The organism is Streptomyces sp. NPDC041205 (genome assembly GCF_055591765.1).
On sequence record NZ_JBVIZH010000001.1, the window covers coordinates 548,827 to 570,412 of the forward strand.

Below are 21,586 nucleotides of genomic sequence, written 5' to 3' on the forward strand. Positions count from 1 at the left end.
TGGCCGGCCGGGGGTGCGGTGGTCTGGCCGGGCGGCCTGGCTCGGTGCCCCTCCGTGGGCCGGGGTGCCGTGGCCCTTGCCGGGCTGCTGCCCGGGCCCGGCGGCCGTGGACGTTGACGGCGCCGTCGGCCGGGGCTGTGCCCACCCTTCCCCGAGCTCTCGGCTCCGTTCGAGCAGGGGAGCCCCTATCGCCCTGCGGGACGACTGCCCACAGCGGTAAGGCAGAGGGCACCGCCGCCCCAGCCCCCAGCGGTGAGAGCAGGACGCACGCACCTGCGGCAGCAGCAGGCGCCAGCGGCGGCAGCAGCAGGCGCCAACGGCAACGCCAACGGCAACGCCAACGGGCCCTGCATCCCGCACTCGCCGACGGCGGGCAACCCCAGCGGGAGACGCTCACCGTCTGGTCGGCTGGAAACCGGTGGGCGGGTGGGAAGCCGCCGCGGAGCGGCGGAGAAGGGGGCACGCCGGGGCCGACGGCAGGCCGCAGGCCCGCCCGCCCCGGGTGACCCCAGGCCAAGGGCCCGCCCCCGGGTGCCCCCCAGGCCGAGGGCCCGCCCCCGGGTGCCCCCAGGCCGAGGGCCCGCCCCACCCACCCCGGAGGGGCGAGTGGGGCGGGCCCGGCTCGTCGGGGCTCAGACGCGCTGCGGGGCGGGCGCGGGCGCCGGGGCCGGGGCCGGGGCCTCGTGGGAGACGTGGGGCAGCCACCGGAGGTAGCGCGGGGTGTGCCAGTTGCGCTCGCCGAGAAGGGTCATGAGGGAGGGCAGGAGGACCATACGGACCACCGTGGCGTCGAGGAGGACGGCGACACCGAGCCCGACCCCCATCTGCTGCATGTCCTGCATGGACAGCGTGCCGAAGACGGCGAACACGGCCACCATGATCACGGCGGCACCGGTCACCGCACCGGCGGTCCGCGTGATGCCCTCACGGATCGCGTCCCGGTTGCCGAGCCCCCGGTCCCGTGCCTCCCGGATCCGGGAGACCACGAACACGTGGTAGTCCATCGAGAGGCCGAACAGGACGACGAGGACGAACAGCGGCATCCAGTTCTCGATGGCGCCGACCTTCTCCGAGCCGATGAGCGAGGCACCCCAGCCGTGCTGGAAGACGGCGGTCATGACGCCGTACGCGGCGCCCACGGACAGCAGGTTGAGGGCGATGGAGGTCACGGCGATCACCATGGACCGGAAGCTGAACAGCATCAGCAGGAACGTGACGGCCGCGATGAACAGGAACACCGGCACGATGCCCCGGGAGAGCTGGTCGCTGAAGTCCTCGGACTCGGCCAGGTCCCCGCCGACGTACGCCTCGACTCCCCCGCTGCGCCCGTCTCGTACCTCACGTACCTCGTCACGCAGGTCCGCGAGGGCCTTCTTCGCGTCCGCGCCGGTACCGCTGCCGGGCAGCGGGACGGCGATCTCCGCGACGTTCTGGCGTGCGTGGACGGTGACTTCGGCGGCCTTGCCCGCCTGCTGCTTGAGCGTACGGAGGGTGTCGCGCGCCGGTCCTGAGGTGATGTCGTCGGCCTTGACCACGATCCGGGCGGGCGCGGGACCGCCCGGGAACTCCTCGGTGATGGCCTTGAAGGAGACGGAGAGCGGCGCGTCGGAGCCGAACTGCTTCTCCAGGCCGAGCTGTTCGGTCTTCATGCCGAGGGCGGGCGCGGCGAGGGCGAGCAGGAGCGCGGTCGCGGCGACCGCGAAGAACTTCGGCTTGGCGAGGACCGGCTTGAGGAGCGATCCGGCGACGGAGCCGCTGGCGTGGACGCCCTTCTTGGAGCGGCGGTTGAGGAAGGGGATGCGGCCGGCGTCGATGCGGTCGCCGAGCCAGGCGAGCAGCGCGGGCAGCACCGTGACGGAGCCGAGCATGGCCACGCAGACGACCAGGATGGTGGCGACGGCGAAGCCCTTGAAGAGGAGCAGCCCGGACAGGAACATGCCCGCCATGGCCACCATGACCGTCAGGCCGGACACCAGGACGGCCCGCCCGCTGGTGGCCGCGGCGATGCGCAGCGCGGTCTCGGCGTCGTGCCCGGCGGCCCGCTCGTCCCGCTCGCGCCGCAGGTAGAACAGGCAGTAGTCGACGCCGACGGCGAGGCCCATCAGGAACATCACGGAGTACGTGGTCTCGAACAGGTGCAGCGAGTGGCTGGCCAGGGAGAGCAGGCCGAAGGCGGCGACGCAGGCGGTGAGCGCGAGCCCGACGGGCAGGAGCGCGGCCACGACGGCGCCGAAGGCGACGAGGAGAATGCCGAGTGCCAGCGGTACGGCGGTGAACTCGGCCTTCTTCAGGTCGTCGGCGAGCAGGTCGTTGAGGTGCTTCTCGGAGCTGGCGTCGCCGAACTGGTGGACGCTGATCCCGCGCTCCCGCCCGGCGTCCTCGGCCTTGGCGACGGCGTCGAGGACCGGCTGCACCTGGTCGGCGGCGTCGTCGGACTTGCCCTTCATCTGAAAGCGCAGCAAGGCTTCCTTGCCGTCCTCGGAGGGCAGCGGCGGCTGGAGCTTCTCGACCTTGCCGGTGTCGCGGAGCGCCCGGGAGAGGTCGGCCGCGGCGTCCCGCCAGCCGTCGGCGGACTTGGCGCCGACCATGACGAGCTCGCCCGCGGGCTCGTCGATCCCGGCGTCGTCGAGGATCTTCGTGGCCCGGGCCGAGTCGCCGACGCCCATCTCGTCGTCGGCGGCCGTGACCGTGCCGGTCGCGCCGCCGATCACGGTGGCGAGGACCACGAACAGCAGCCAGCCGAGGATCGCCGTCCTGCGATGGTGTGCGCTCCACACCCCGAGTCGTGCCGCGAGGTTCTGCCCCTTGGCGCTCATGTCCTTCGCCCCCAGTTGAGTAAGCGTGAGATAAGCCGAACTGACGTGATCCACGCTAGAAATCAGGGGCGTCCCGCCCCAGCCGCCGAGCCCCCCTGTCGGTGAAGCACAGGACCCGGCACGGGGGTGGTGTTGGCAACACCCCCAAGCGGGTGCCCGGACCAATGACCCGGGCCGCCGTGACCAGGGAGACTGTTCGAGTGCCGGACGCAGCGACCGCGTACGGGCCGTTTGAGGAGAGGGACATCATGAAGACGTCGAGGGTGCGCGAAGCACTGGTGTCGGGGGCGCGCGGCCTGTATCTGGCGATCATCTCGCTGGCCGGGTCGATCACGCTCTTCGTCCTCGCGGTCGTGTCGATCGCGTTCATCGCGCTCGGGATCGGCCTCTTCACGACCCCGGTGGTCCTCGCGGCCGTGGCCAGGTTCGCCAATCTGCGCCGGGTGCACGCCGCCGAGTGGGCGGACGTCCGCATCCCGATCCCCTACCGGCAGCCGCCCGCGACCGAGCCGCCCGGCGCCGTCGGCCAGGTCGCGCGCTGCCTGCGGATGCTGAAGGACCCGGCGACCTGGCGCGACCTGCAGTGGCTCCTGGTCGACATGACGGCGGGCTTCACCGTCGTGATCTTCGCGCCCGCCCTGCTGCTCTACCCGGTGTACGGCTGGGTGCTCGCCCTCGGCGTCTGGAAGCCCATCTACAACGCGGACGGCGGCGAGTGGTACGGCTTCATCCACGTGAACTCGCAGATGGCGGCGAACGGCGCCGCCGTGCTCGGCACGGCGCTCGCGGTCCTTGCCCTCTTCGCCAACCCGGCCATCGTCCGCGGCCACTTCCTGCTCGCCCGCAGCCTGCTCGCGCCCACCGCCTCGATGCGCGAGCGCGAGCTGGCGCTGCGCGTGGACCGACTGGAGGAGACCCGGCACGACGCGGTGGACACCTCCGCCGCCGAGCTGCGCCGCATCGAGCGCGATCTGCACGACGGGGCGCAGGCCCGCCTGGTCGCCATGGGCATGGACCTCGGCACCATCGAGGCGCTGGTGGAGAAGGACCCGGCGAAGGCCAAGGAGATGCTCGCCAAGGCCCGGCAGAACTCCGGCGAGGCGCTGACCGAGCTGCGCGACCTGGTCCGCGGCATCCACCCGCCGGTGCTCGCCGAGCGCGGCCTCGGCGACGCGGTGAGGGCGCTCGCGCTGCGGCTCCCGCTGGACACGGAGGTCGACGTGGAGCTGCCGGGCCGCCTGGACGAACCGGTGGAGGCGGCGGCGTACTTCGCGGTGAGCGAGACCCTGACGAACGCGGTGAAGTACGCGCAGGCCGAGCGCGTCTGGGTGGACGTGCACCACGCCAACGGCATGCTGCGGATCGCGATCACGGACAACGGCAAGGGCGGGGCGCGGATCGGCGCCGGGTCGGGGCTGAGCGGGATCGAACGGCGACTCGGTACATTCGACGGCGTACTGGCCGTCAGCAGCCCCGTTGGCGGTCCGACCATGGTGACCATGGAGATCCCTTGCGAGTTGTCCTAGCCGAAGATCTCTTCCTGCTGCGCGACGGTCTCGTGCGGATGCTGGAGGCATTCGACTTCGAGATCGCGGCGGCCGTAGAGACCGGGCCGGAGCTGACGAAGGCCCTGGCCGAGCTCGAGCCGGACGTCGCGGTCGTCGACGTCCGGCTGCCGCCGTCGCACACGGACGAGGGCCTGCAGTGCGCGCTCGCCGCGCGGCGGGCGCGCCCCGGCCTTCCGGTGCTCGTCCTCTCGCAGCACGTGGAGCAGTTGTACGCGCGCGAGCTCCTCGCCGACGGCAACGGCGGGGTCGGCTATCTCCTCAAGGACCGGGTCTTCGACGCGGAGCAGTTCGTGGACGCGGTGCGCCGGGTCGCGGCGGGCGGCACCGCGATGGATCCGACGGTCATCCAGCAGCTCCTCTCGCGGCGCGCCAGCGACCAGCCGCTCGGCGCGCTCACCCCGCGCGAGCGCGAGGTCCTCGAATTGATGGCGCAGGGCCGGTCCAACACCGCGATCGCGGGACAGCTCGTGGTGACGGAGCGGGCCATCGCCAAACACACCTCAAATATTTTCGCGAAGCTGGACCTGCCGGTGTCGGACGACGACAACCGCCGTGTCCTCGCGGTTCTCGCCTATCTCGATCAAGGGCGTTGATACGTACGGGAGTTCGCGCCGAGAATTTCCCGGCGGGCTTTGAACACGGCGGACCGCCGATGCGTACGTAGCCCCATGGGACGCACCTCACGACGCACGTCACGAAAACGATCAAAACTGGCCGGGCGGGCGATCGCCGCGTCGGCGGCGCTCATCCTGGGCGGCGGCGGACTTGTCGCGGTGAATGTCTACGCGAACGCCGAGGACGGCGGGAATCCGCCGCCGGAGAGCCAGGTGCAGAACCAGGCTCAGGGCGGGGCTCAGCAGGCGACCACCATCAGCTGCCCCGACGTCGGCAATCAGCTCCCGGAGGTTCCCGAGGGCGCGCGCGCCGAGGTCGACCGCGAACTCGCCACGCTCGACAGCCAGATCACCGACGCCTACGCACGGTTCGCGGAGGCCGAGGACAAGAATTCCGTCCTCGGCCCGCTCGCGGAGCAGCGGCGCCCGACCATCGACAACATCCGCTCGGCCATCGACAAGGACGGCCAGGCACCCGAGAACCTGGACAGCATGGCGCCGTGCACCCTGCGCGCCGACGACGACGGCCGCGGCCAACAGGGCGGTGACCAGGGCCAGGGCGGCCAGGACCAGGGTGGCGGCCAGGACCAGGGCCAGAACCAAGGTCAGGGCGATGGCCAAGGCGGCGACCAGGGCGACGGGCAGGGCGGGGACCAGGGGCAGGGAAAGGGCCAGGCGGGCAACGGTCCCGAGGCCGGTGACTTCGTCGACATCAAGTCGGTCCGCCCCAACGTCCAGAAGCCGCGCAAACAACGCGGCGCGTCACGCGGCACCTTCACCACGAATTGCGGAACGAACGAGAACGGAAAGTTCAATCCGGACAATGTCATCGTCGCGCCCGGTGTGAGCAATGGCGCCCACCATATGCACGATTACGTCGGAAATCAGGAGACGGACGCCTTCTCCGGTGACGACGATCTCGCGAACGGTGACACCAGTTGCCGCAATCGGGGCGACAAGTCGACGTATTACTGGCCGGTCCTTCGACTGCAGAACGGAAACAACGAGAACGACGCCGACGCGGACGGCGGCGGCCGGGACAAGAACGTCGGCGAGATCCAGACGCCGGACCAGGTCACGCTGAAGTTCGTCGGAAGTCCGGTCGGAAAGGTGACCGCGATGCCGCGTTTCCTGCGCATCATCACCGGTGACGCCAAGGCCTTCACCAATGGTGACGCCAACGCCAACGCGTCCTGGAGCTGCACCGGATTCGAGAACCGGCAGCTGAAGGACAAGTACCCGATCTGCCCCGAGGGCAGCAAGGTCGTGCGCACCTTCAACTTCCAGAGCTGCTGGGACGGTCAGAACACCGACAGCGCCAACCACCGCACCCACGTCGCGTTCGCCGACCAGCGCAGCGGCCGCTGCCCGCAGGGATTCCGTGCCATCCCGCAGCTCGTGCAGCGCGTCGTGTACGACGTGCCGCCGGGCCCCGGCTTCGCCGTCGACTCCTTCCCCGAGCAGCTGCACAAGCCCATCACCGACCACGGCGACTTCATCAACGTGTTCGACGAGCGGCTGATGCAGCGCGTCGCCAAGTGCATCAACGGCAACCGCCGCTGCGCATAGCGCCGCCGGAAGGAAACCGCGGGGCGCCCGCGCCCCACCCATGACTGCTGCGCGGTCGGCTCGCGCGGTGCCGGTGGAACCGTGCCCTACGTGCCCAGGGCCCGGTCCTCGCTCCCCCCACCACCCTCCCTCACGGCGAGTGGTGCGAGGCCCGTTCCACCGTCCCGCCGAGCCGGCCGCGCAGCGCTCCGACCACGGCCGGTTCCCCGACGGCGACCCACTTCCTGCCGACGAGGTACGTACCGCCGTAGTCCTTGGCCGCGTTCAGCCAGTCGCGCTCGCCGCGGTCGGTGGCGAAGGTCGCGAGGACGAAACGGCCGTCCTCGTTCTGGCACTTGGCCTGGCGCAGCTCATCGGCGTTCGTCTGGATGTCGGGCGCGCACTCGGCCTTCGCCGCCAACTGCTCCAGGGTCCCGGTGGCCGTCCTCGGCGCCGCGTCCGCCGCGCCCCCACCACCGGAGCCTTCTTCGGAGCCCGCGACGAGACCCGCCGCGATCACCAGGCCGAGCGTCGTGGCCGAAAGCGCTCCCGCGGCCCACACCATCTTCCTCATCACTTCCTCCTGTCCCGTCCGGCGATGCGAACTCGCCTTCTCCGTAAGCACCGTTGAGCGCCGGAGGCCGCGCGGATACCGTGCGCCGCAGTCATCGACGCAGGGGGTACACATGTACGAACCGTCGCGACGCACCATGCTCGGCACCGCCGGCGCCATCGGCCTGACGGGGCTCGGAGGCCTGGGGACCACCGTCGGCACCCCGGCTCCGGCCCGCGCGGCCGAGGGGCCCGCCGCGGGCCCCGTCCTCGATACGGATTCCGCGCGCTCCGTGCTCAATCGGCAACTCCCACACCACGCGGATCAGTTCAGACTGAGACTGGTCCCGGCTCAGGAAGGCCGGGACCGCTTCCGCGTGACCGGCGCCACGGGCCGCATCGAGGTGTCGGGCACCACGCCCGCCGTGCTGCTCACCGGCGTCCACTGGTACCTGAAGTACGTGTGCGGCGCGCACATCGCCTGGAACGGCGGCCAGCTCGACCTGCCACGCCGCCTGCCCGCACCGGCCCGCCCGCTGACCCGCGCCACCGCGCTGCGCCACCGCTTCGCCCTCAACGACACCAACGACGGCTACACCGCCCCGTACGCCGACTGGCCGTACTGGGAGCGCATGATCGACGTCCTCGCGCTGCACGGCTGCAACGAGGTGCTCACCATCGCGGGCACCGAGGCCGTCTACCACCGCGTCCTGAAGGACTTCCAGTACACCGACGCCGAGTCCCGCGCCTGGCTGCCCGCGCCCTCGCACCAGCCGTGGTGGCTGCTGCAGAACCTGTCCGGGTACGGCGGCCCCCTCTCCCCCGAGATCATCGAGCGGCGCGTGGACCTGGGCCGGAAGATCGTCGACCGGCTGCGCGACCTCGGCATGGCGCCGGTGCTCCCCGGCTACTACGGGCACGTCCCGGACGGCTTCGTGGCCCGCAACGGCGGTGACGCGCGCGTCGTGCCGCAGGGCACCTGGCACGGCTTCAAGCGCCCCGACTGGCTCGACCCGCGCACCGACGCCTTCGCGCGGGTCGCCGCGTCCTTCTACCGCCACCAGCGCGAACTCTTCGGCACCGCGGACCACTTCAAGATGGACCTGCTGCACGAGGGCGGCACCGCGGGCGACGTGCCCGTGCCGGCCGCCGCGAAGGGCGTGGAGAGGGCTCTCAGGACCGCGCACCCCGGCGCGACCTGGGTGATCCTCGGCTGGCAGGAGAACCCGCTGCCCGCGCTCCTGGACGCCGTCGACCGCGAGAAGATGCTGATCGTCGACGGTGTCTCCGACCGCTACCAGAACGTCAGCGACCGGGAGAAGGACTGGGGCGGCACGCCCTACGCCTTCGGCACGATCCCGAACTTCGGCGGCCGCTCCACCATCGGCGCCCGTACGCACCTGTGGCAGGAGAGGTTCTTCGCCTGGCGCGACAAGCCGGACAGCGCGCTCGTGGGCACCGCCTACATGCCGGAGGCCACCGACCGCGACCCCGCCGCCTTCGAGTTGTTCTCCGAACTGGCCTGGATGGACGACGAGGTGGACCGGGCCGACTGGTTCTCGGCGTACGCCGACTTCCGCTACGGCGGCCGCGACCGGCACGCCCGCGCCGCCTGGCGCGCCCTGCACGACACCGCGTACCAGCACAAGGCCGTCGAGCGCAGCGACCCGCACGACTCGCTCTTCGCCGCCCGCCCCGACCTCGCCGCGAACCGCGCCGCCGAGTACGCACCGCGCGCCCTCACCTACGACCCCGGCCGCTTCGACGCCGCCCTGACCGGCCTGCTCGGCGTCGCGGGCGGACTGCGGCGCAGCGCCGCCTACCGGCACGACCTCGTCGACGTCGCCCGCCAGGCCCTCGCCCACCGCAGCCGCCAGCTCCTGCCCCAGCTCAGGACCGCGTACGCGCGCAAGGACCAGGACACCTTCCGCGCCCTGTCCAACCTGTGGCTGCGCCTCATGCGGCTCTCCGACGACGTCACCGGCACGCATCCGGCGTTCCTGCTCGGCCCCTGGATCGAGGACGCCCGGCGCCTGGCCACCAACGACACCGAGCGTGCCGAGTTCGAACGCACCGCGAAGGTCCTCATCACCGTCTGGGGCGACCGGCCCACCTCCGACCCCGGCAACCTCCACGACTACGGCAACCGCGAATGGCACGGCCTGACCGGCGACTTCTATCTGCCGCGCTGGCAGAAGTGGCTCGACGAACTCGCCGACGCGCTCGCCGCGGGGCGCGCGCCCACGCCCGTCGACTGGTACGGGGCCGTGGAGGAGCCGTGGACGCGGGAGCGCAAGGACTATCCGCTGCGGCCCGTCGCCGACGCCCACCGCACCGCCGCCCGCGTCCACGACGTCCTCGCCCGCGCCCCCTACCAGGGCTCCCTGACCGTCACCGCGGAGCCGCCGTCCTTCCCGCCCGGCGGGCACGCGCGTGTCTCCGCCCTCTTCCGCAACGTCAACGGGCTGCGCGCCACCGGCCGCGTCGACTTCACCCTCACCGGCCTCGACGCCGATCCTGACGGGCCGACGTCGCTGCCCCGGGTGCCCGCCGGAGGGACCGGTACCGTCGCCTGGCGCGTGAGCGCGCCCGACGCTCCGCTCGACCGGCCGCTGCGGCCGCTGCCCTACACCCTCACCGCCCGCTACGGGCCCCAGGGCGAGAAGCGGGTGCCCGCCGTCCACGAAGGGACCCTCTTCGTCGCCGGGCCCCTCGGCCCGGGCTGGGAGACCTACGCCAACAACGGTGCCGTCTTCGGGGAGTTGGACGGGCGGTACGCCATCGACGGGGGCGGGGCCGATCTGTGGCGGGGCACCGCCGAGTTCGGCACCCTCTACCGGCCCGGGGGCCTGCGCGACGGGGGGTCCGTCACTGTCCGCGTCGACTCCCAGGCCGTCACCGGGCCCTGGGCCCGCGCCGGCGTCATCGCCCGCAACTCCCTCGCCACGCCCGGCTCCCCCGGCTTCCTCAACCTCGCCGTCACCCCCGCCAACGGCGTCGTCCTCTCCTACGACACCACGGGCGACGGCACCCTCGACACCTACCAGCGCGTCACCGGCGTCCGCGCGCCCGTCCTCCTCCGGCTCACCCGCGCCGGGGGCACCTTCACCGGGGCCCTCTCCACCGACGACGGCACCACGTGGCGCACCGTCGCCTCCGTCCCGGTCCCCGGGGTGGGCTCCGCCCAGGACGTGGGGATGTTCATGACGGCGACGCATGGGGGTGCGGGGGGCCGGGGGACGGCGGAGTTCAGCGCCTGGCAACTGACCTGACCCTGCCGGGGGCTCCCCGACCCCGCCCCTTCCCGAAACCATGGGCTGCGCCCCTGGACCCCGGGGGTGGGTGTCCCGTGCGGGTGGGCCGGGGCGCCGCCGATCGCGCTGCGCGCTCGTCCTCAATCGCCGGACGGGCCGGGACGGGGTGGGTGCCCCGTGCGGGTGGAACGGTCCTCCCCCGATCGGCCTGCGGCCTCGTCCTCAAACGCCGGACGGACTGGAATGTGCCGGGCTGTTGGTCAGGAGACGGGCCGTAGGGGCGGCTGGGTGGGGAAAAGCCCGTCCGGCGTTTGAGGACGAGGCGCGGAGCGCCGATTCGGGGGGCGGCCCGGGGACGGCTCAGCGCAGCGTGGGGAGTTCGGTGCCGTCCGGGAGGGTGCCGGTCACCGTGGGGCGGGTGCCCTGGCGGGTGCGGGCGGCGAGGGTGTTGCCGGAGGCGCGCTCGCCGCCGGACACGGCCACGGAGGACACGTCCTTGCTGCCCGCGGCGAGCAGGTACCAGCCCCCGGCGGGGGACTTCCACAGCACCCCGGCCAGCACCCGCGGCTCCCGCACCCCACAGGCGGGCCCCCCTTCGGCCTTGGCGGCGACGGCCCCGGCCGCGGCACCGGGCGCGAGGAACTGGGCGAGCACCCGCCCGCCCCCGCCGCGCCAGGTCTCGGCCCGGGTGCACACCCACGCCGCACCCCCGCTCCCGTCGGGCATCGCCTGCCGGGCGTACTGCCAGGAGTTCACGGCCCGCACCCCGTGCGACCGGGCCGCGGCGAGGGAGCAGGCGGTCCGCGCCCAGTCCCGGGGCGCGGCTTCGCGGGGCGCGTCGGGCCGCCCCGCGGTGAGGTGCGCGGGGGCCAGCTCGCCGAGGTCGGTGGCGAGCCGCGAGGCCCCGGTGTGGTCGCGGAGCTGGAGGGCGTTCCAGGACCGGCACTCGCGGGCGAGGGCGGGGCTGCCGAAGGGGTCGGTGACCCCGTCGGCGGAGCGCCGCAGCGGGGTGGCGGCGGCGTCGGGCTTGAGGAGGTCGCGTACGACGGCGGTCCGCACCCAGGGCGCCGTCAGATAGCGGACGTTGCCGTCGGCGCGGCCCACGACTACGGCCCCGGAGTCCCCGGCGTCCGCGCCGTCGACGCGGGCGAAGTCGAGCGCGGCGCCGCCGGTCCCGTCCTGCGGCTCGGCGTACCGCACGACGCGCAGACCGTCGTACAGGAGCACCACACGGGCCCCGTCGACGGGCCCCGCGAACAGCAGTTGCGGGGGCCCGGGCGGCGCCCCCGACGCGGTGCCGGGCGTCGCGGACACCTGCACGCTCTCGCCGGGCCGCGCCCACACGGCGAGTGCGCGCCTGAGCAGCGCCTTGTCGTCGGTGAGTGCGCCGCGCGCGGGCCACACGGAGAAGTCGGTGCGCGCGGACTGCTTCCAGGCGGCGGGCGCGGCCCGGGTGAGCCGCCCGGGGTCGAGGGCCGCCTCGGCGGCGGGGTTCTTCGCGTACGGCGGCGCGGCGGCGCCGTCCGGGCCCCAGCCTTCGCCGGGCATGCCGAGCAGCGCCCCGCACACGAGGGCGGCGACGGTCGCGACGGCGGCGGCCTTCAGGTGCTGGCGACGGCGCATCAGGTCGGTGGGCCGGGCCTGCAGGGAGCACGGGTCGAACTCGGGCGACTCCAGGAGCGCGGCGGGGCCCCGGCCGCCGGGCGGCCCCTCGGCGCCGGCCTCGGCGAGCGCGGCGGCGATGCCGTCGGCCTCCTCGGAGTCCTCGTCGGTGTCGACGCCGACCGCGTCGAGGATCCGCCGCGTCTCGTCGTCCGTGAGCCGTTCGAGACCGCGCAGGACGTACGCGGCGCGGGCGGGCCCGGACAGGGCGGCGAGCCGCTGGTCCAGGGCGAGTTCGTCGGCGCCGCCGGAGCGCGGGAACAGCCTGAGGCCCCACACCTGCGGCAGCAGCGGCGGCAGTTGGGCGCGCTTGGGCCAGGCCCGCCGCTTCAGCGGGAGCCCGGCGTCGAGCGCGGCGCGCAGCACCTGGCAGCGGACGTAGGCGTAGCCGGGGTCGGTGCCCCGGCCCGCCTGCCTGCGCTGGTCGGGGACCGCAGGGGCGCTGGCGCGGCCGCGCGGGAGTGCGCGCTGGACCAGGGCGTGCGCGGTCAGGACGCGGCGGTTGCGGCCTAGGGCCGGGGGCAGCACCAGGTAGGCGAGGCGGACCAGGCGCGGGTAGTGCTCGACGAGGGCGGCCTCGGCCTGCTCCACGTCGACGACGGGTGATGCGGAGCCGCTCGGGGAGGCGGCTTTCGTGGACTGCGATGACGACACGTTCAGCAGAACGAGCGAATCGTCCGGCGGTCACTTCACGCTGGTGGGCGCGGGGGCCCCGGCGGGGGTGCGCGGGGCTACTCGGGCTCGACCAGGAGGCGCGCGTAGTTCGCCATCGAACGCTGGTAGCGCGGGAGATGGGGGGCGAGGGCGCCCACCGCGAGGGAGACGGCCTCCCGGCCCCGGTCCGCGTCGATCAGGCACAGGGCCAGGGTGGCGCGCACGGCGTCGTCCAACTCGTCGTGCTCCGCGTCGAGTTCCGGGGTGAGCAGGGCGATGCCCTCCTCCAGGCGGCCGATGTTCCGCAGGGAGCTGGCCAGTTGGATCACGGTGCGGCGTCTGCGGTAGCCGTCGATGCCGAGGGCCAGGGCCTCCTGGTACAGGGGGACGGCCTTGTCCGAGTGACCGGTCGAGTCGTAGGCGCAGGCCCGCTCGAACGGCGCCACGGGGCTGCCCTCCGGCAACTCCCCGGCCAGCTCGTCGATCCGCTCCCGGAACTCCCCGGCCCGCTCCTCGCCGTACGCGTCGATCTCGGCCCACGCGGCAGCTATGCGCTTCTCCCAGTCTGCGTCCATGGCCACACTCTGGCACGACGGCGTCCCCGCCCCGTCCGGAGGGGGAACAAAAAGCCGCCGCACACACCTGTACCGCCCCAGCTACCCGCCAGTACATTGACGCCATGTCTAATACGAAGGCCCGGCTCCCGCAGCCCGTCGCCTCCGAGCACACGGCGCTCAAGGCACGCAACGTCTCCTTCTCCTGGGAGAGCACCCCGCTCCACTGGCTCCCGGGGGACCCCTTCACGACGCACACGATCAACGTGCTGCACCTCCTGCTCCCGGCGGGCGAGCGCTGGTTCGTGCACGTGTACAAGCAGGTGCTGCCCCTCATCCGCGACGAGCGGCTGCGCGAGGACGTCATCGGGTTCATCGGCCAGGAGGCCATGCACTCGCAGGCCCACGACGAGGTCCTGCCGCACCTGCGGGAGCAGGGCCTGGACCCCACCCCGTACACCGCCCAGGTCGACTGGCTCTTCGAGAAGCTCCTCGGCGACCGCACGCTGCCGCCGGGCAGGCCCCGGCACTGGTGGCTGATGGAGCGCGTCGCGATGATCTCGGCGATCGAGCACTACACCGCGTTCCTGGGCGACTGGGTCCTGAACGCGCGGGAGCTGGACCGGCGCGGGGCCGATCCGACGATGCTGGACCTGCTGCGCTGGCACGGCGCGGAGGAGGTCGAGCACCGGGCGGTCGCCTTCGACCTGTTCATGCACGTCGACGGGGGCTACCGCCGCCGCGCCCGCACCTGGGCCACCGCCTTCACCGCGCTGGTGTTCCTGTGGCAGCGCGGCGCCCGGTTCTTCATGGAGAACGACCCGACGCTCGTCGACGGCAAGGCCTCCTTCCGGGACTTCCACCGCAGCGGCCGCGCCGGCACCCTGCCCACCACGGGCGACATGATCCGCTCCATCCCGCGCTATCTGAGCCGCGCCTACCACCCCTCCCAGGAGGGCAGCACCGAGCAGGCCGTCGCCTACCTCGCCTCGTCCCCCGCGGCCACCGCCGCCGAGGCCCGCGCGAACGGGGCCGCCTGACATGCCGCCGCACCTGCCCCGCGCCGTCCGCACCGCCCTCGTCGCGACCGGCGCGGCCCTCCTCGCCCGCCGTGCCCTGCGCCGCCGCATCGGCGCCTCCCCGCTGTGGCCGCTGCCCGCCCTCGACGAGCCCGTCTCCGGGCAGCCGCGCTCGCGGGCGCTGCGGCTGCGCGTCGCCCGCCGCGAGCGGGTCGCCGAGGGCGTCCTACAACTGCGCCTGGAGGGCGGGCATCTGGCCGAGCTGCCCGCCTGGGAGCCGGGCGCGCATCTGGACCTCGTGCTGCCGTCGGGTCTCGTCCGGCAGTACTCGCTGTGCGGGGACCCCGAGGACACGTCCTCGTACACCGTCGCCACCCGGCTCATCGGGGCGGGCGAGGGCGGCCGCGGCGGGTCCCGCGAGGTGCACGAGGCGCTGGGCGAGAGGGCGGAGGTGGAGGTGCGCGGGCCGCGCAACCGGTTCCCGCTGATCGAGGGCACCGCGCCGTACGCCTTCGTCGCCGGCGGGATCGGGGTCACGCCGATTCTCGCCATGGTGCGGGCCGTGGACGCGGCGGGCGCCGACTGGCGGCTGTTGTACTGCGGGCGGAGCCGCGCCTCGATGCCGTTCCTGGAGGAGCTGGAGAAGCTGGGCGGGCCGGGCGGGCGGGTGACCGTCGTCGCCGAGGACGAGGCCGGGCGGCCCGACGTGGGGGGCTTTCTCGGGGCGGGCGCGGCCGGTGCCGTGTACGTGTGCGGGCCCGAGGGGCTCATGGACGCCGTCGCCGGGGCGCTGCCCGAGGGGTGCGCGCTGCACCTGGAGCGGTTCGCGCCCGCCGCGGCCGCGGGCGGCGAGAGCGCCTTCGAGGTCGAACTGCGGCGCAGCGGCCGCACGGTGGCCGTGGGCCCGGACACCACGGTGCTCGCGGCCGTCCGCGCCGAGCTGCCCGACACCCCGTACTCCTGCGAGCAGGGGTTCTGCGGGACCTGCCAACACCGGGTCCTGGAGGGCGAGATCGACCACCGCGACGAGCTGCTGACCGACGGCGAGCGCGGGGACTCGATGCTGATCTGTGTGTCGCGGGCGCGCGGCACGCGGCTCGTGCTCGACGCGTAGCGGCGCGGCGGGCACGGCGGGGACACAGCTCGGGCGAACAGGCGGAGCGGGGGCGTCCGTTCACGGCCGGATCACATCGGTAGAGTGTTCGCATGACTACCGGGATGCGCCGCAGGATGGGTGTCGAGGAGCGGCGGCAGCAACTGATCGGGGTCGCGCTCGAGCTGTTCAGCCACCGCTCGCCCGACGACGTCTCCATCGACGAGATAGCGTCGGCCGCGGGCATCTCGCGCCCGCTCGTGTACCACTACTTCCCCGGCAAGCTCAGCCTGTACGAGGCGGCGCTCAAGCGGGCCGCCGACGAGCTGGCCGAGCGGTTCCTGGAGCCGCACGAGGGGCCGCTGGGGGCGCGGCTGCTGCGCGTGACGGGACGTTTCCTCGGCTTCGTCGACGAGCACGGCCCTGGCTTCTCCGCGCTGATGCGCGGCGGCCCGGCGGTCGGCTCCTCGACGACGAACGCGCTCATCGACTCGGTGCGGCAGGCCGCGTACGACCAGATCCTCGCGCACCTGGGCGTCACGGCGCCGCCCGCCCGGCTCGAACTGGTGGTGCGCTCCTGGATCTCGCTCGCCGAGTCGACGGCGCTGATCTGGCTGGACGGCCGCCGCATTCCGCGCGCCGAGCTGGAGCTCCAACTCGTCCATGACTTCGCGGCGTTGGCGGCGGTGAGCGCCGCCTACGACGACGAGATGGCGCTGCTGCTCGGCGGCATCCTCGCGGACGAGCCCGCCGACGGGCCGTTCGCGGACCTCCTCGGCCGCCTCGCCGCGCTGGCGCCGCGCGCGGTCCTTCCGTAGCCCGGCGGGAGCCGGTCACGCCCCGGGTCGGTCGGCGCCTCGGGCCGTCGGCACCTCAGGCGTCCGTCGCCTTGCGGTAGGACGCGTCGAGGTCGCGCACCTCCGCCGAGATGTGCGCCACGCGCCCCGCCACGGGCGTGAGATGGCGGCGTACGAGCGCGACCGCCGCGTCCGCCACCCGCGCCTTGACCTCGGCCGTGCGGCCGGGGAGCAGCCCGATCAGCACATGCACCACCGCGTGCCCGTCCTCGTCGCCGCCCACGACGGTCGCCTCGGTGCGCACGAAGCGGGTCTTGCAGGCCTCCAGGGTGGCGGCAGCCTCCTCGACGAGCAGCGGGTGCAGCGCGAGCGCGAGGCCCCGCCGGTCGAAGGAGTCCGCGAGCGGCTCGGAGTAGTCGACGGTGATCTGCGGCATGGGGTGCTCTCTCCGGCGCGCGTACGGATACGGACAGGTGTGATCACCCTGTCTCCGTACGGGCTCCGCGCGCAAGGCCGACCGGACGGCCCGCGCGCGGCCGTCCTCGGGGCGGGCTAGGCGCCGACGGACGAGGCCGTCAGACGCAGGGCCAACAGTGCGATGTCGTCGTCCCGTTCGCGGCCGAAGCGTTCCAGGAGCGTGTCGCACAGGGCGGTCACGCCGGGCGGGGCGGCGGCCGCGAGGCGCAGGTGCTCCATGGACACGGCGAGGTCCGTGCCGCGGGTCTCGATGAGTCCGTCGGTGACCATGAGCATGCGGTCCGCGGGGGCGAGCCGGGTCGCCACGGGCGGCGGCCGGTCGAGGCCGAGGCCGAGCAGCGGGCCGCTCGCCTTGATGTACGCGGCCGGGCCCGTGTCGCTCACGACGAGCGGCGGGATGTGCCCCGCGTTCGCGACGCGGATGCGGCCCGTGGGCGGGTCGACCAGGGTCAGGCACATGGTGGCGGTGACGTCGGGGTGGTAGCGCTGGAGCATGCGGTCGAGGCGGGCGGTGAGGCGGCCGGGGTCGGGGTCCTCGACGCAGTACGCGCGCAGGGCGTGGCGCAGCTCCACCATCACCGTGGCCGCGTCCAGGGAGTGGCCGGCGACGTCCCCGATGCCGGTGAGCACCCCGGCGGGCGTGGACAGCGCGGCGTAGAAGTCGCCGCCGATCTCCGCCTGCCAGGACGCGGGTTCGTAGCGGACGACGATCTCGGTGCCGGGCAGGGCGGGCAGCGCGCTCGGCAGGAAGCTGTGCTGGAGCGTCAGCGCGATGTGGCGCTCCTTCTCGTACATCAGGAGCCGTTCCGCGACGCGGGCCGTGGCGTGCGCCAGGCGGCCGAGGTCGGGGGCGGAGTCCTGGGCGTACGCGGCGGTGGCCAGGCACACCGGGGCGCGGTCCTCGCGGGTGCGGGCGAGGGCGAGCAGCGCCCCCTCCCCCGGCACGGGGAGCCCGGCCGCCTCCGCCGCGGCGCCGTCCGGCCACGGGGCCGGGTACCCCTTGGACGCCTGGTCCGGGGCCTCATCGCCGCGGCCCGCCGTGAGCCGCGCGGCCCCCCGCGACGCCCCCACGAACCCCGCGGGCCACATCGGCGCGGGCACGGTCGTGGTGTGGACGCCGGTCCTGCCGGACATCAGGCGCCACATCAGGTGGGCGACGCTCTCGTGCGCTTCGGCGCCGGGCGGCGGCACGGCGGCGCGGCGCTGGGAGCGGCCGCAGTGGATCTCGCCCTCCTCGCCGAGGACGAAGGCCGCGGCGGGGGCGGCGGCGAGGCCCGCCGCGCCGGCCGCCGCCGCGTCCACCAGTTCGCGCACCGAGCTCGCGGACTGCACGTCGAGGACGGCCTCGGCGAGGCGGCTGAGGCGGCCCGCCCGGGTCTGGGCGGCGCTGCGGTGCCGGGCGCCGCGGGCGGCGGCGCGGACGACGGCGGCGATCTCCTCCGGTTCGGCGGGCACGGTCAGATAGGCCTCGCCGCCCGCGTCGAGGCCGCGGCAGCGGTCCGCGGAGCCGTGCGCGGCGGCGGAGAAGTGCACGACGGGCAGGCAGGCGGTGGTCGGGGAGGCCTTCAGACGGCGGCACAGGTCGTAGCCGCTCATGTCGGGCAGGCCCACGTCGACGAGGGCCACGTCGGGCAGGTCGTCCGCGCGCAGCCGCACGTCGAGTTCGGTCAGCGCCTCTCCGGCGCTCGCGGCCAGGACGACCCGGTGGCCCGCGCGGCGCAGCACCGCGCCCAGCGCGTACCGGCTCGCGGCCACGTCGTCGACGACCAGGACCGTGGTGACCCCCGGCCCGGCCTCTCCTTTGTCACCCTTGACTGCTTTGTCCTTGACGCCCACGTAGACATCCCCCAGGAGCGGCGGACGGTAACGGGCCCTTTCGGGCTCGCCGTCCACGCTAGCGCTCTAACACACCACCGGGGAGTACGTGGCCGGGGTACGACCTGGAACGGTGGAGATCATCCGACCCGCCGCGGCCGCACCGGGCCCGGCGCTATGATCCGCCCCCTCCCGGGCGAGGTCCGCCCGGTGTTCGTGACCTTCGCCTCGCGCGGCACGTTCATCCCAGTGCCCGGATCCGTCGGGGCGACACTGTGGGGAACGGCAGGGAATCCCCGTACCGGCAAGGGACTTCATGACCCAGCACATCACCGACGCCACCAGCACCGTAACGACCGACGCCGCCTCGGGCAGCACGCCCGACGCCACCACCGACTCCACCACCGCTGCTGACGCCGCCCGCGGCGGCTGGTGGCACGACGCCGTCATCTACCAGGTCTACCCACGCAGCTTCGCCGACGCCGACGGCGACGGCATGGGCGACCTGCCCGGCGTGACGGCCCGCCTTCCGCACCTGAGGGACCTCGGCGTGGACGCGGTCTGGCTCTCCCCGTTCTACGCCTCGCCGCAGGCCGACGCCGGGTACGACGTCGCCGACTACCGCGTGGTCGACCCCGTCTTCGGCACCCTCGCCGACGCCGACGAACTGGTGCGCCGGGCCCATGGACTTGGCCTGCGGGTGATCGTCGACATCGTGCCCAACCACTGCTCGGACCAGCACGAGTGGTTCCGCGCGGCCCTGGCGGACGGCCCCGCGTCGCCGCTGCGGGAGCGCTTCCACTTCCGTCCCGGCCGGGGCCCGGGCGGCGAACTGCCGCCGAACGACTGGGAGTCCGTCTTCGGCGGCCCGGCCTGGACCCGCACCACCGACCCCGACGGCACCCCCGGCGACTGGTACCTCCACCTGTTCGCGCCCGAGCAGCCCGACTTCAACTGGGAACACCCGGCGGTGCGCGAGGAGTTCCGCTCCATCCTGCGCTTCTGGCTCGACCTCGGCGTCGACGGCTTCCGCGTGGACGTGGCGCACGGCCTGATCAAGGCGCCGGGCCTGCCGGACGTCGGCCACGGAGAGCAGGTCAAGCTCCTGGGCGCCGCGCCCGTGCCGTACTTCGACCAGGACGGCGTGCACGAGATCTACCGGGACTGGCGGGCACTGCTCGACGGCTACGACGGCGAGCGCGTCGCCGTCGCCGAGGCGTGGACGCCGACGGTGGAGCGCAGCGCGCTGTATCTGCGCCCCGACGAGCTGCACCAGGCCTTCAACTTCGCGTATCTGACGACGGGCTGGGACGCGGCCGCGCTGCGCGCCGTCATCGACCGCTCCCTGGACGCGATGAACTCCGTGGCCGCGCCCGCGACATGGGTGCTCTCCAACCACGACGTGGTGCGGCACAGCACGCGCTTCGCCGACGGCGACCCGGCCAGGGGGCTGCGCCGGGCGCGCGCCGCCACGCTGTTGATGCTGGCGCTGCCCGGCTCCGCGTACCTGTACCAGGGCGAGGAGCTCGGCCTGCCCGAGGTGACGGACCTGCCCGACGAGGTGCGCCAGGACCCGGCGTTCCTCCGGGGCGCCGGGCAGGGTTCGGGGCAGGAGGGCACGCGGGACGGGTGCCGGGTGCCGCTGCCGTGGTCCGGGGCGCGGCCGCCGTTCGGGTTCGGGCCCGTCGAGGGCGGCCCGAGCTGGCTGCCGCAGCCCGCGGGGTGGGCGGACCTCACGGCCGCGGCGCAGCAGGGCGATCCGGCCTCGACCCTGGAGCTGTACCGGGCGGCGCTCGCGCTGCGCCGCGCGCACCCGGCTCTTGGCGCGGGCCGGGACGTGGAGTGGCGCGAGGCACCCGCGGGCGTCCTCGCGTTCCGCAGGACCGCCGCGGGCCGCACCCTCGTCGTGACCACGAACCTCACCGACCGTCCCGTGACCCTGCCCGCCCCCGGCACCCCGCTGCTGTGCAGCCTCAACTCGCGCACCCCCGCGGCCGACTTGGGCGGGCCCGGCACCGACGCCGTGCTCCCGCCGGACGCGACGGTCTGGTGGGAGCGGTGAGACCCGACTGGTGGGCAGCGTGAGACACGACCGGTACAGTCCAACCCTGTGACCGCGCGACTGGCCGACATCGCAGCACAGGCGGGGGTCAGCGAGGCGACCGTGAGCCGGGTCCTGAACGGCAAGCCGGGCGTCGCTGCGGCCACCCGCCAGTCCGTGCTCGCCGCCCTCGACGTCCTCGGCTACGAACGGCCCGTGCGGCTGCGGCAGCGGAGCGCGGGCCTGGTCGGCCTGATCACCCCTGAGCTGGAGAACCCGATATTCCCCGCCCTCGCCCAGGTGATCGGCCAGGCCCTGACCCGCCAGGGGTACACCCCGGTGCTCGCCACCCAGACCCCGGGCGGCTCCACCGAGGACGAGCTGACCGAGATGCTGGTGGACCGCGGCGTCGCGGGCATCATCTTCGTCTCGGGTCTGCACGCGGACACCACGGCGGACACCGGGCGCTATGAGCAGTTGCGCGCGCAGGGGGTGCCGTTCGTCCTCGTGGACGGCTTCTCTCCGAAGGTGCGGGCGCCCTTCATCTCGCCCGACGACCGGGCGGCGATGCGCCTGGCCGTCACCCACCTGGCCTCCCTCGGGCACACCCGGGTCGGGCTCGCCCTCGGGCCGCGGCGCTTCGTCCCCGTACAGCGGAAGATCGAGGGGTTCACGCGGTCGATGCGGGAGACGTTCCGGCTGCCGCCCGAGGACGTCGAGGCGGAGCTGATCCAGCACTCCCTGTACACGCTCGAAGGCGGACAGGCAGCGGCCGCGGCACTCCTCGACCGGGGCTGCACGGCCGTGGTGTGCGCCAGCGACATGATGGCGCTCGGCGCGATACGGGCCGCGCGGGAGCGGGGCCTGGAGGTGCCGGACGACGTCTCGGTGGTCGGCTTCGACGACTCGGTGCTCGTCGCCTTCACCGACCCGCCCCTGACGACGGTCCGCAAGCCGGTGCCCGCGATGGGCCAGGCCGCGGTGCGCACCCTCCTGGAGGAGATCGGGGGCACCCCCGCCCCGCACAGCGAATTCGTGTTCATGCCGGAGCTGGTGGTCAGGGGCTCGACGGCCGCGCGCACGGCCCCCGGGGCGTAGGGATCCGCCGCCCCTGGGGCGGAG

The 21,586-nt window shown here is 73.9% G+C and carries 14 protein-coding genes and 1 pseudogene; 9 read left to right on the forward strand and 6 right to left on the reverse strand.

Going from position 1 to position 21,586, the window contains the following annotated elements:
* Positions 1 to 632 precede the first annotated feature (632 nt).
* Positions 633 to 2,816, reverse strand: coding sequence for an MMPL family transporter (locus tag ACZ6BG_RS02495; protein WP_468997864.1), 2,184 nt, complete (start codon positions 2,814 to 2,816; stop codon positions 633 to 635).
* Positions 2,817 to 3,064: 248 nt separating this feature from the next.
* Between ACZ6BG_RS02495 and ACZ6BG_RS02500 the strand changes: the two genes are divergently transcribed.
* From ACZ6BG_RS02500 to ACZ6BG_RS02510, 3 genes are all read left to right on the forward strand, one after another.
* Positions 3,065 to 4,342: a sensor histidine kinase gene (locus ACZ6BG_RS02500; protein WP_468995838.1), complete on the forward strand. Its 1,278-nt coding sequence runs from the start codon at positions 3,065 to 3,067 to the stop codon at positions 4,340 to 4,342.
* Positions 4,327 to 4,977, forward strand: coding sequence for a LuxR C-terminal-related transcriptional regulator (locus ACZ6BG_RS02505; RefSeq protein WP_468995841.1), 651 nt, complete (start codon positions 4,327 to 4,329; stop codon positions 4,975 to 4,977). The genes ACZ6BG_RS02500 and ACZ6BG_RS02505 overlap by 16 nt, the downstream gene beginning before the upstream one ends.
* Before the next feature lie 75 nt (positions 4,978 to 5,052).
* On the forward strand, positions 5,053 to 6,567 hold the full coding sequence (locus ACZ6BG_RS02510) for a DUF1996 domain-containing protein (RefSeq protein ID WP_468995844.1): 1,515 nt from the start codon (positions 5,053 to 5,055) through the stop codon (positions 6,565 to 6,567).
* An 86-nt stretch (positions 6,568 to 6,653) separates the two neighbouring features.
* On the opposite strand, the pseudogene ACZ6BG_RS02515 reads toward ACZ6BG_RS02510, so the two are convergent.
* A pseudogene (locus ACZ6BG_RS02515) lies at positions 6,654 to 7,120 on the reverse strand (hypothetical protein).
* A gap of 112 nt (positions 7,121 to 7,232) precedes the next feature.
* Here ACZ6BG_RS02515 and ACZ6BG_RS02520 point away from each other — a divergent pair.
* Complete coding sequence (locus ACZ6BG_RS02520) at positions 7,233 to 10,370, forward strand: alpha-N-acetylglucosaminidase (protein ID WP_468995846.1); 3,138 nt, start codon at positions 7,233 to 7,235, stop codon at positions 10,368 to 10,370.
* A gap of 342 nt (positions 10,371 to 10,712) precedes the next feature.
* Here ACZ6BG_RS02520 and ACZ6BG_RS02525 read toward each other — a convergent pair whose 3' ends face one another.
* Both ACZ6BG_RS02525 and ACZ6BG_RS02530 read right to left on the reverse strand, forming a co-directional pair.
* Entirely contained in the window at positions 10,713 to 12,668 is a 1,956-nt protein-coding gene (locus tag ACZ6BG_RS02525; RefSeq protein WP_468995849.1) for a hypothetical protein, read from the reverse strand.
* Positions 12,669 to 12,745: 77 nt separating this feature from the next.
* On the reverse strand, positions 12,746 to 13,243 hold the full coding sequence (locus ACZ6BG_RS02530) for a tetratricopeptide repeat protein (protein ID WP_468995854.1): 498 nt from the start codon (positions 13,241 to 13,243) through the stop codon (positions 12,746 to 12,748).
* A 104-nt stretch (positions 13,244 to 13,347) separates the two neighbouring features.
* Between ACZ6BG_RS02530 and ACZ6BG_RS02535 the strand changes: the two genes are divergently transcribed.
* From ACZ6BG_RS02535 to ACZ6BG_RS02545, 3 genes are all read left to right on the forward strand, one after another.
* Positions 13,348 to 14,262, forward strand: a complete 915-nt coding sequence (locus ACZ6BG_RS02535; protein ID WP_468995858.1) for a metal-dependent hydrolase — start codon at positions 13,348 to 13,350, stop codon at positions 14,260 to 14,262.
* Between the two features lies 1 nt (position 14,263).
* Entirely contained in the window at positions 14,264 to 15,355 is a 1,092-nt protein-coding gene (locus tag ACZ6BG_RS02540; RefSeq protein WP_468995860.1) for a PDR/VanB family oxidoreductase, read from the forward strand.
* 92 nt (positions 15,356 to 15,447) lie between these two features.
* Entirely contained in the window at positions 15,448 to 16,152 is a 705-nt protein-coding gene (locus ACZ6BG_RS02545; RefSeq protein ID WP_468995864.1) for a TetR/AcrR family transcriptional regulator, read from the forward strand.
* Positions 16,153 to 16,207: 55 nt separating this feature from the next.
* Here the strand turns inward: ACZ6BG_RS02545 and ACZ6BG_RS02550 are convergent, their stop codons facing one another.
* Together ACZ6BG_RS02550 and ACZ6BG_RS02555 are read right to left on the reverse strand one after the other, a co-directional pair.
* On the reverse strand, positions 16,208 to 16,567 hold the full coding sequence (locus tag ACZ6BG_RS02550; RefSeq protein WP_468995867.1) for a 5-carboxymethyl-2-hydroxymuconate Delta-isomerase: 360 nt from the start codon (positions 16,565 to 16,567) through the stop codon (positions 16,208 to 16,210).
* A 116-nt stretch (positions 16,568 to 16,683) separates the two neighbouring features.
* Positions 16,684 to 18,444: a SpoIIE family protein phosphatase gene (locus tag ACZ6BG_RS02555; protein ID WP_468995871.1), complete on the reverse strand. Its 1,761-nt coding sequence runs from the start codon at positions 18,442 to 18,444 to the stop codon at positions 16,684 to 16,686.
* Between the two features lie 295 nt (positions 18,445 to 18,739).
* On the opposite strand from ACZ6BG_RS02555, the gene ACZ6BG_RS02560 reads away from it, so the two are divergent.
* Together ACZ6BG_RS02560 and ACZ6BG_RS02565 are read left to right on the forward strand one after the other, a co-directional pair.
* Positions 18,740 to 20,485, forward strand: a complete 1,746-nt coding sequence (locus ACZ6BG_RS02560) for a glycoside hydrolase family 13 protein (RefSeq protein WP_468995874.1) — start codon at positions 18,740 to 18,742, stop codon at positions 20,483 to 20,485.
* 48 nt (positions 20,486 to 20,533) lie between these two features.
* Positions 20,534 to 21,562 (forward strand): LacI family DNA-binding transcriptional regulator, encoded by a 1,029-nt coding sequence (locus ACZ6BG_RS02565; protein ID WP_468995876.1) that lies wholly within the window; start codon positions 20,534 to 20,536, stop codon positions 21,560 to 21,562.
* Positions 21,563 to 21,586: the final 24 nt, after the last annotated feature.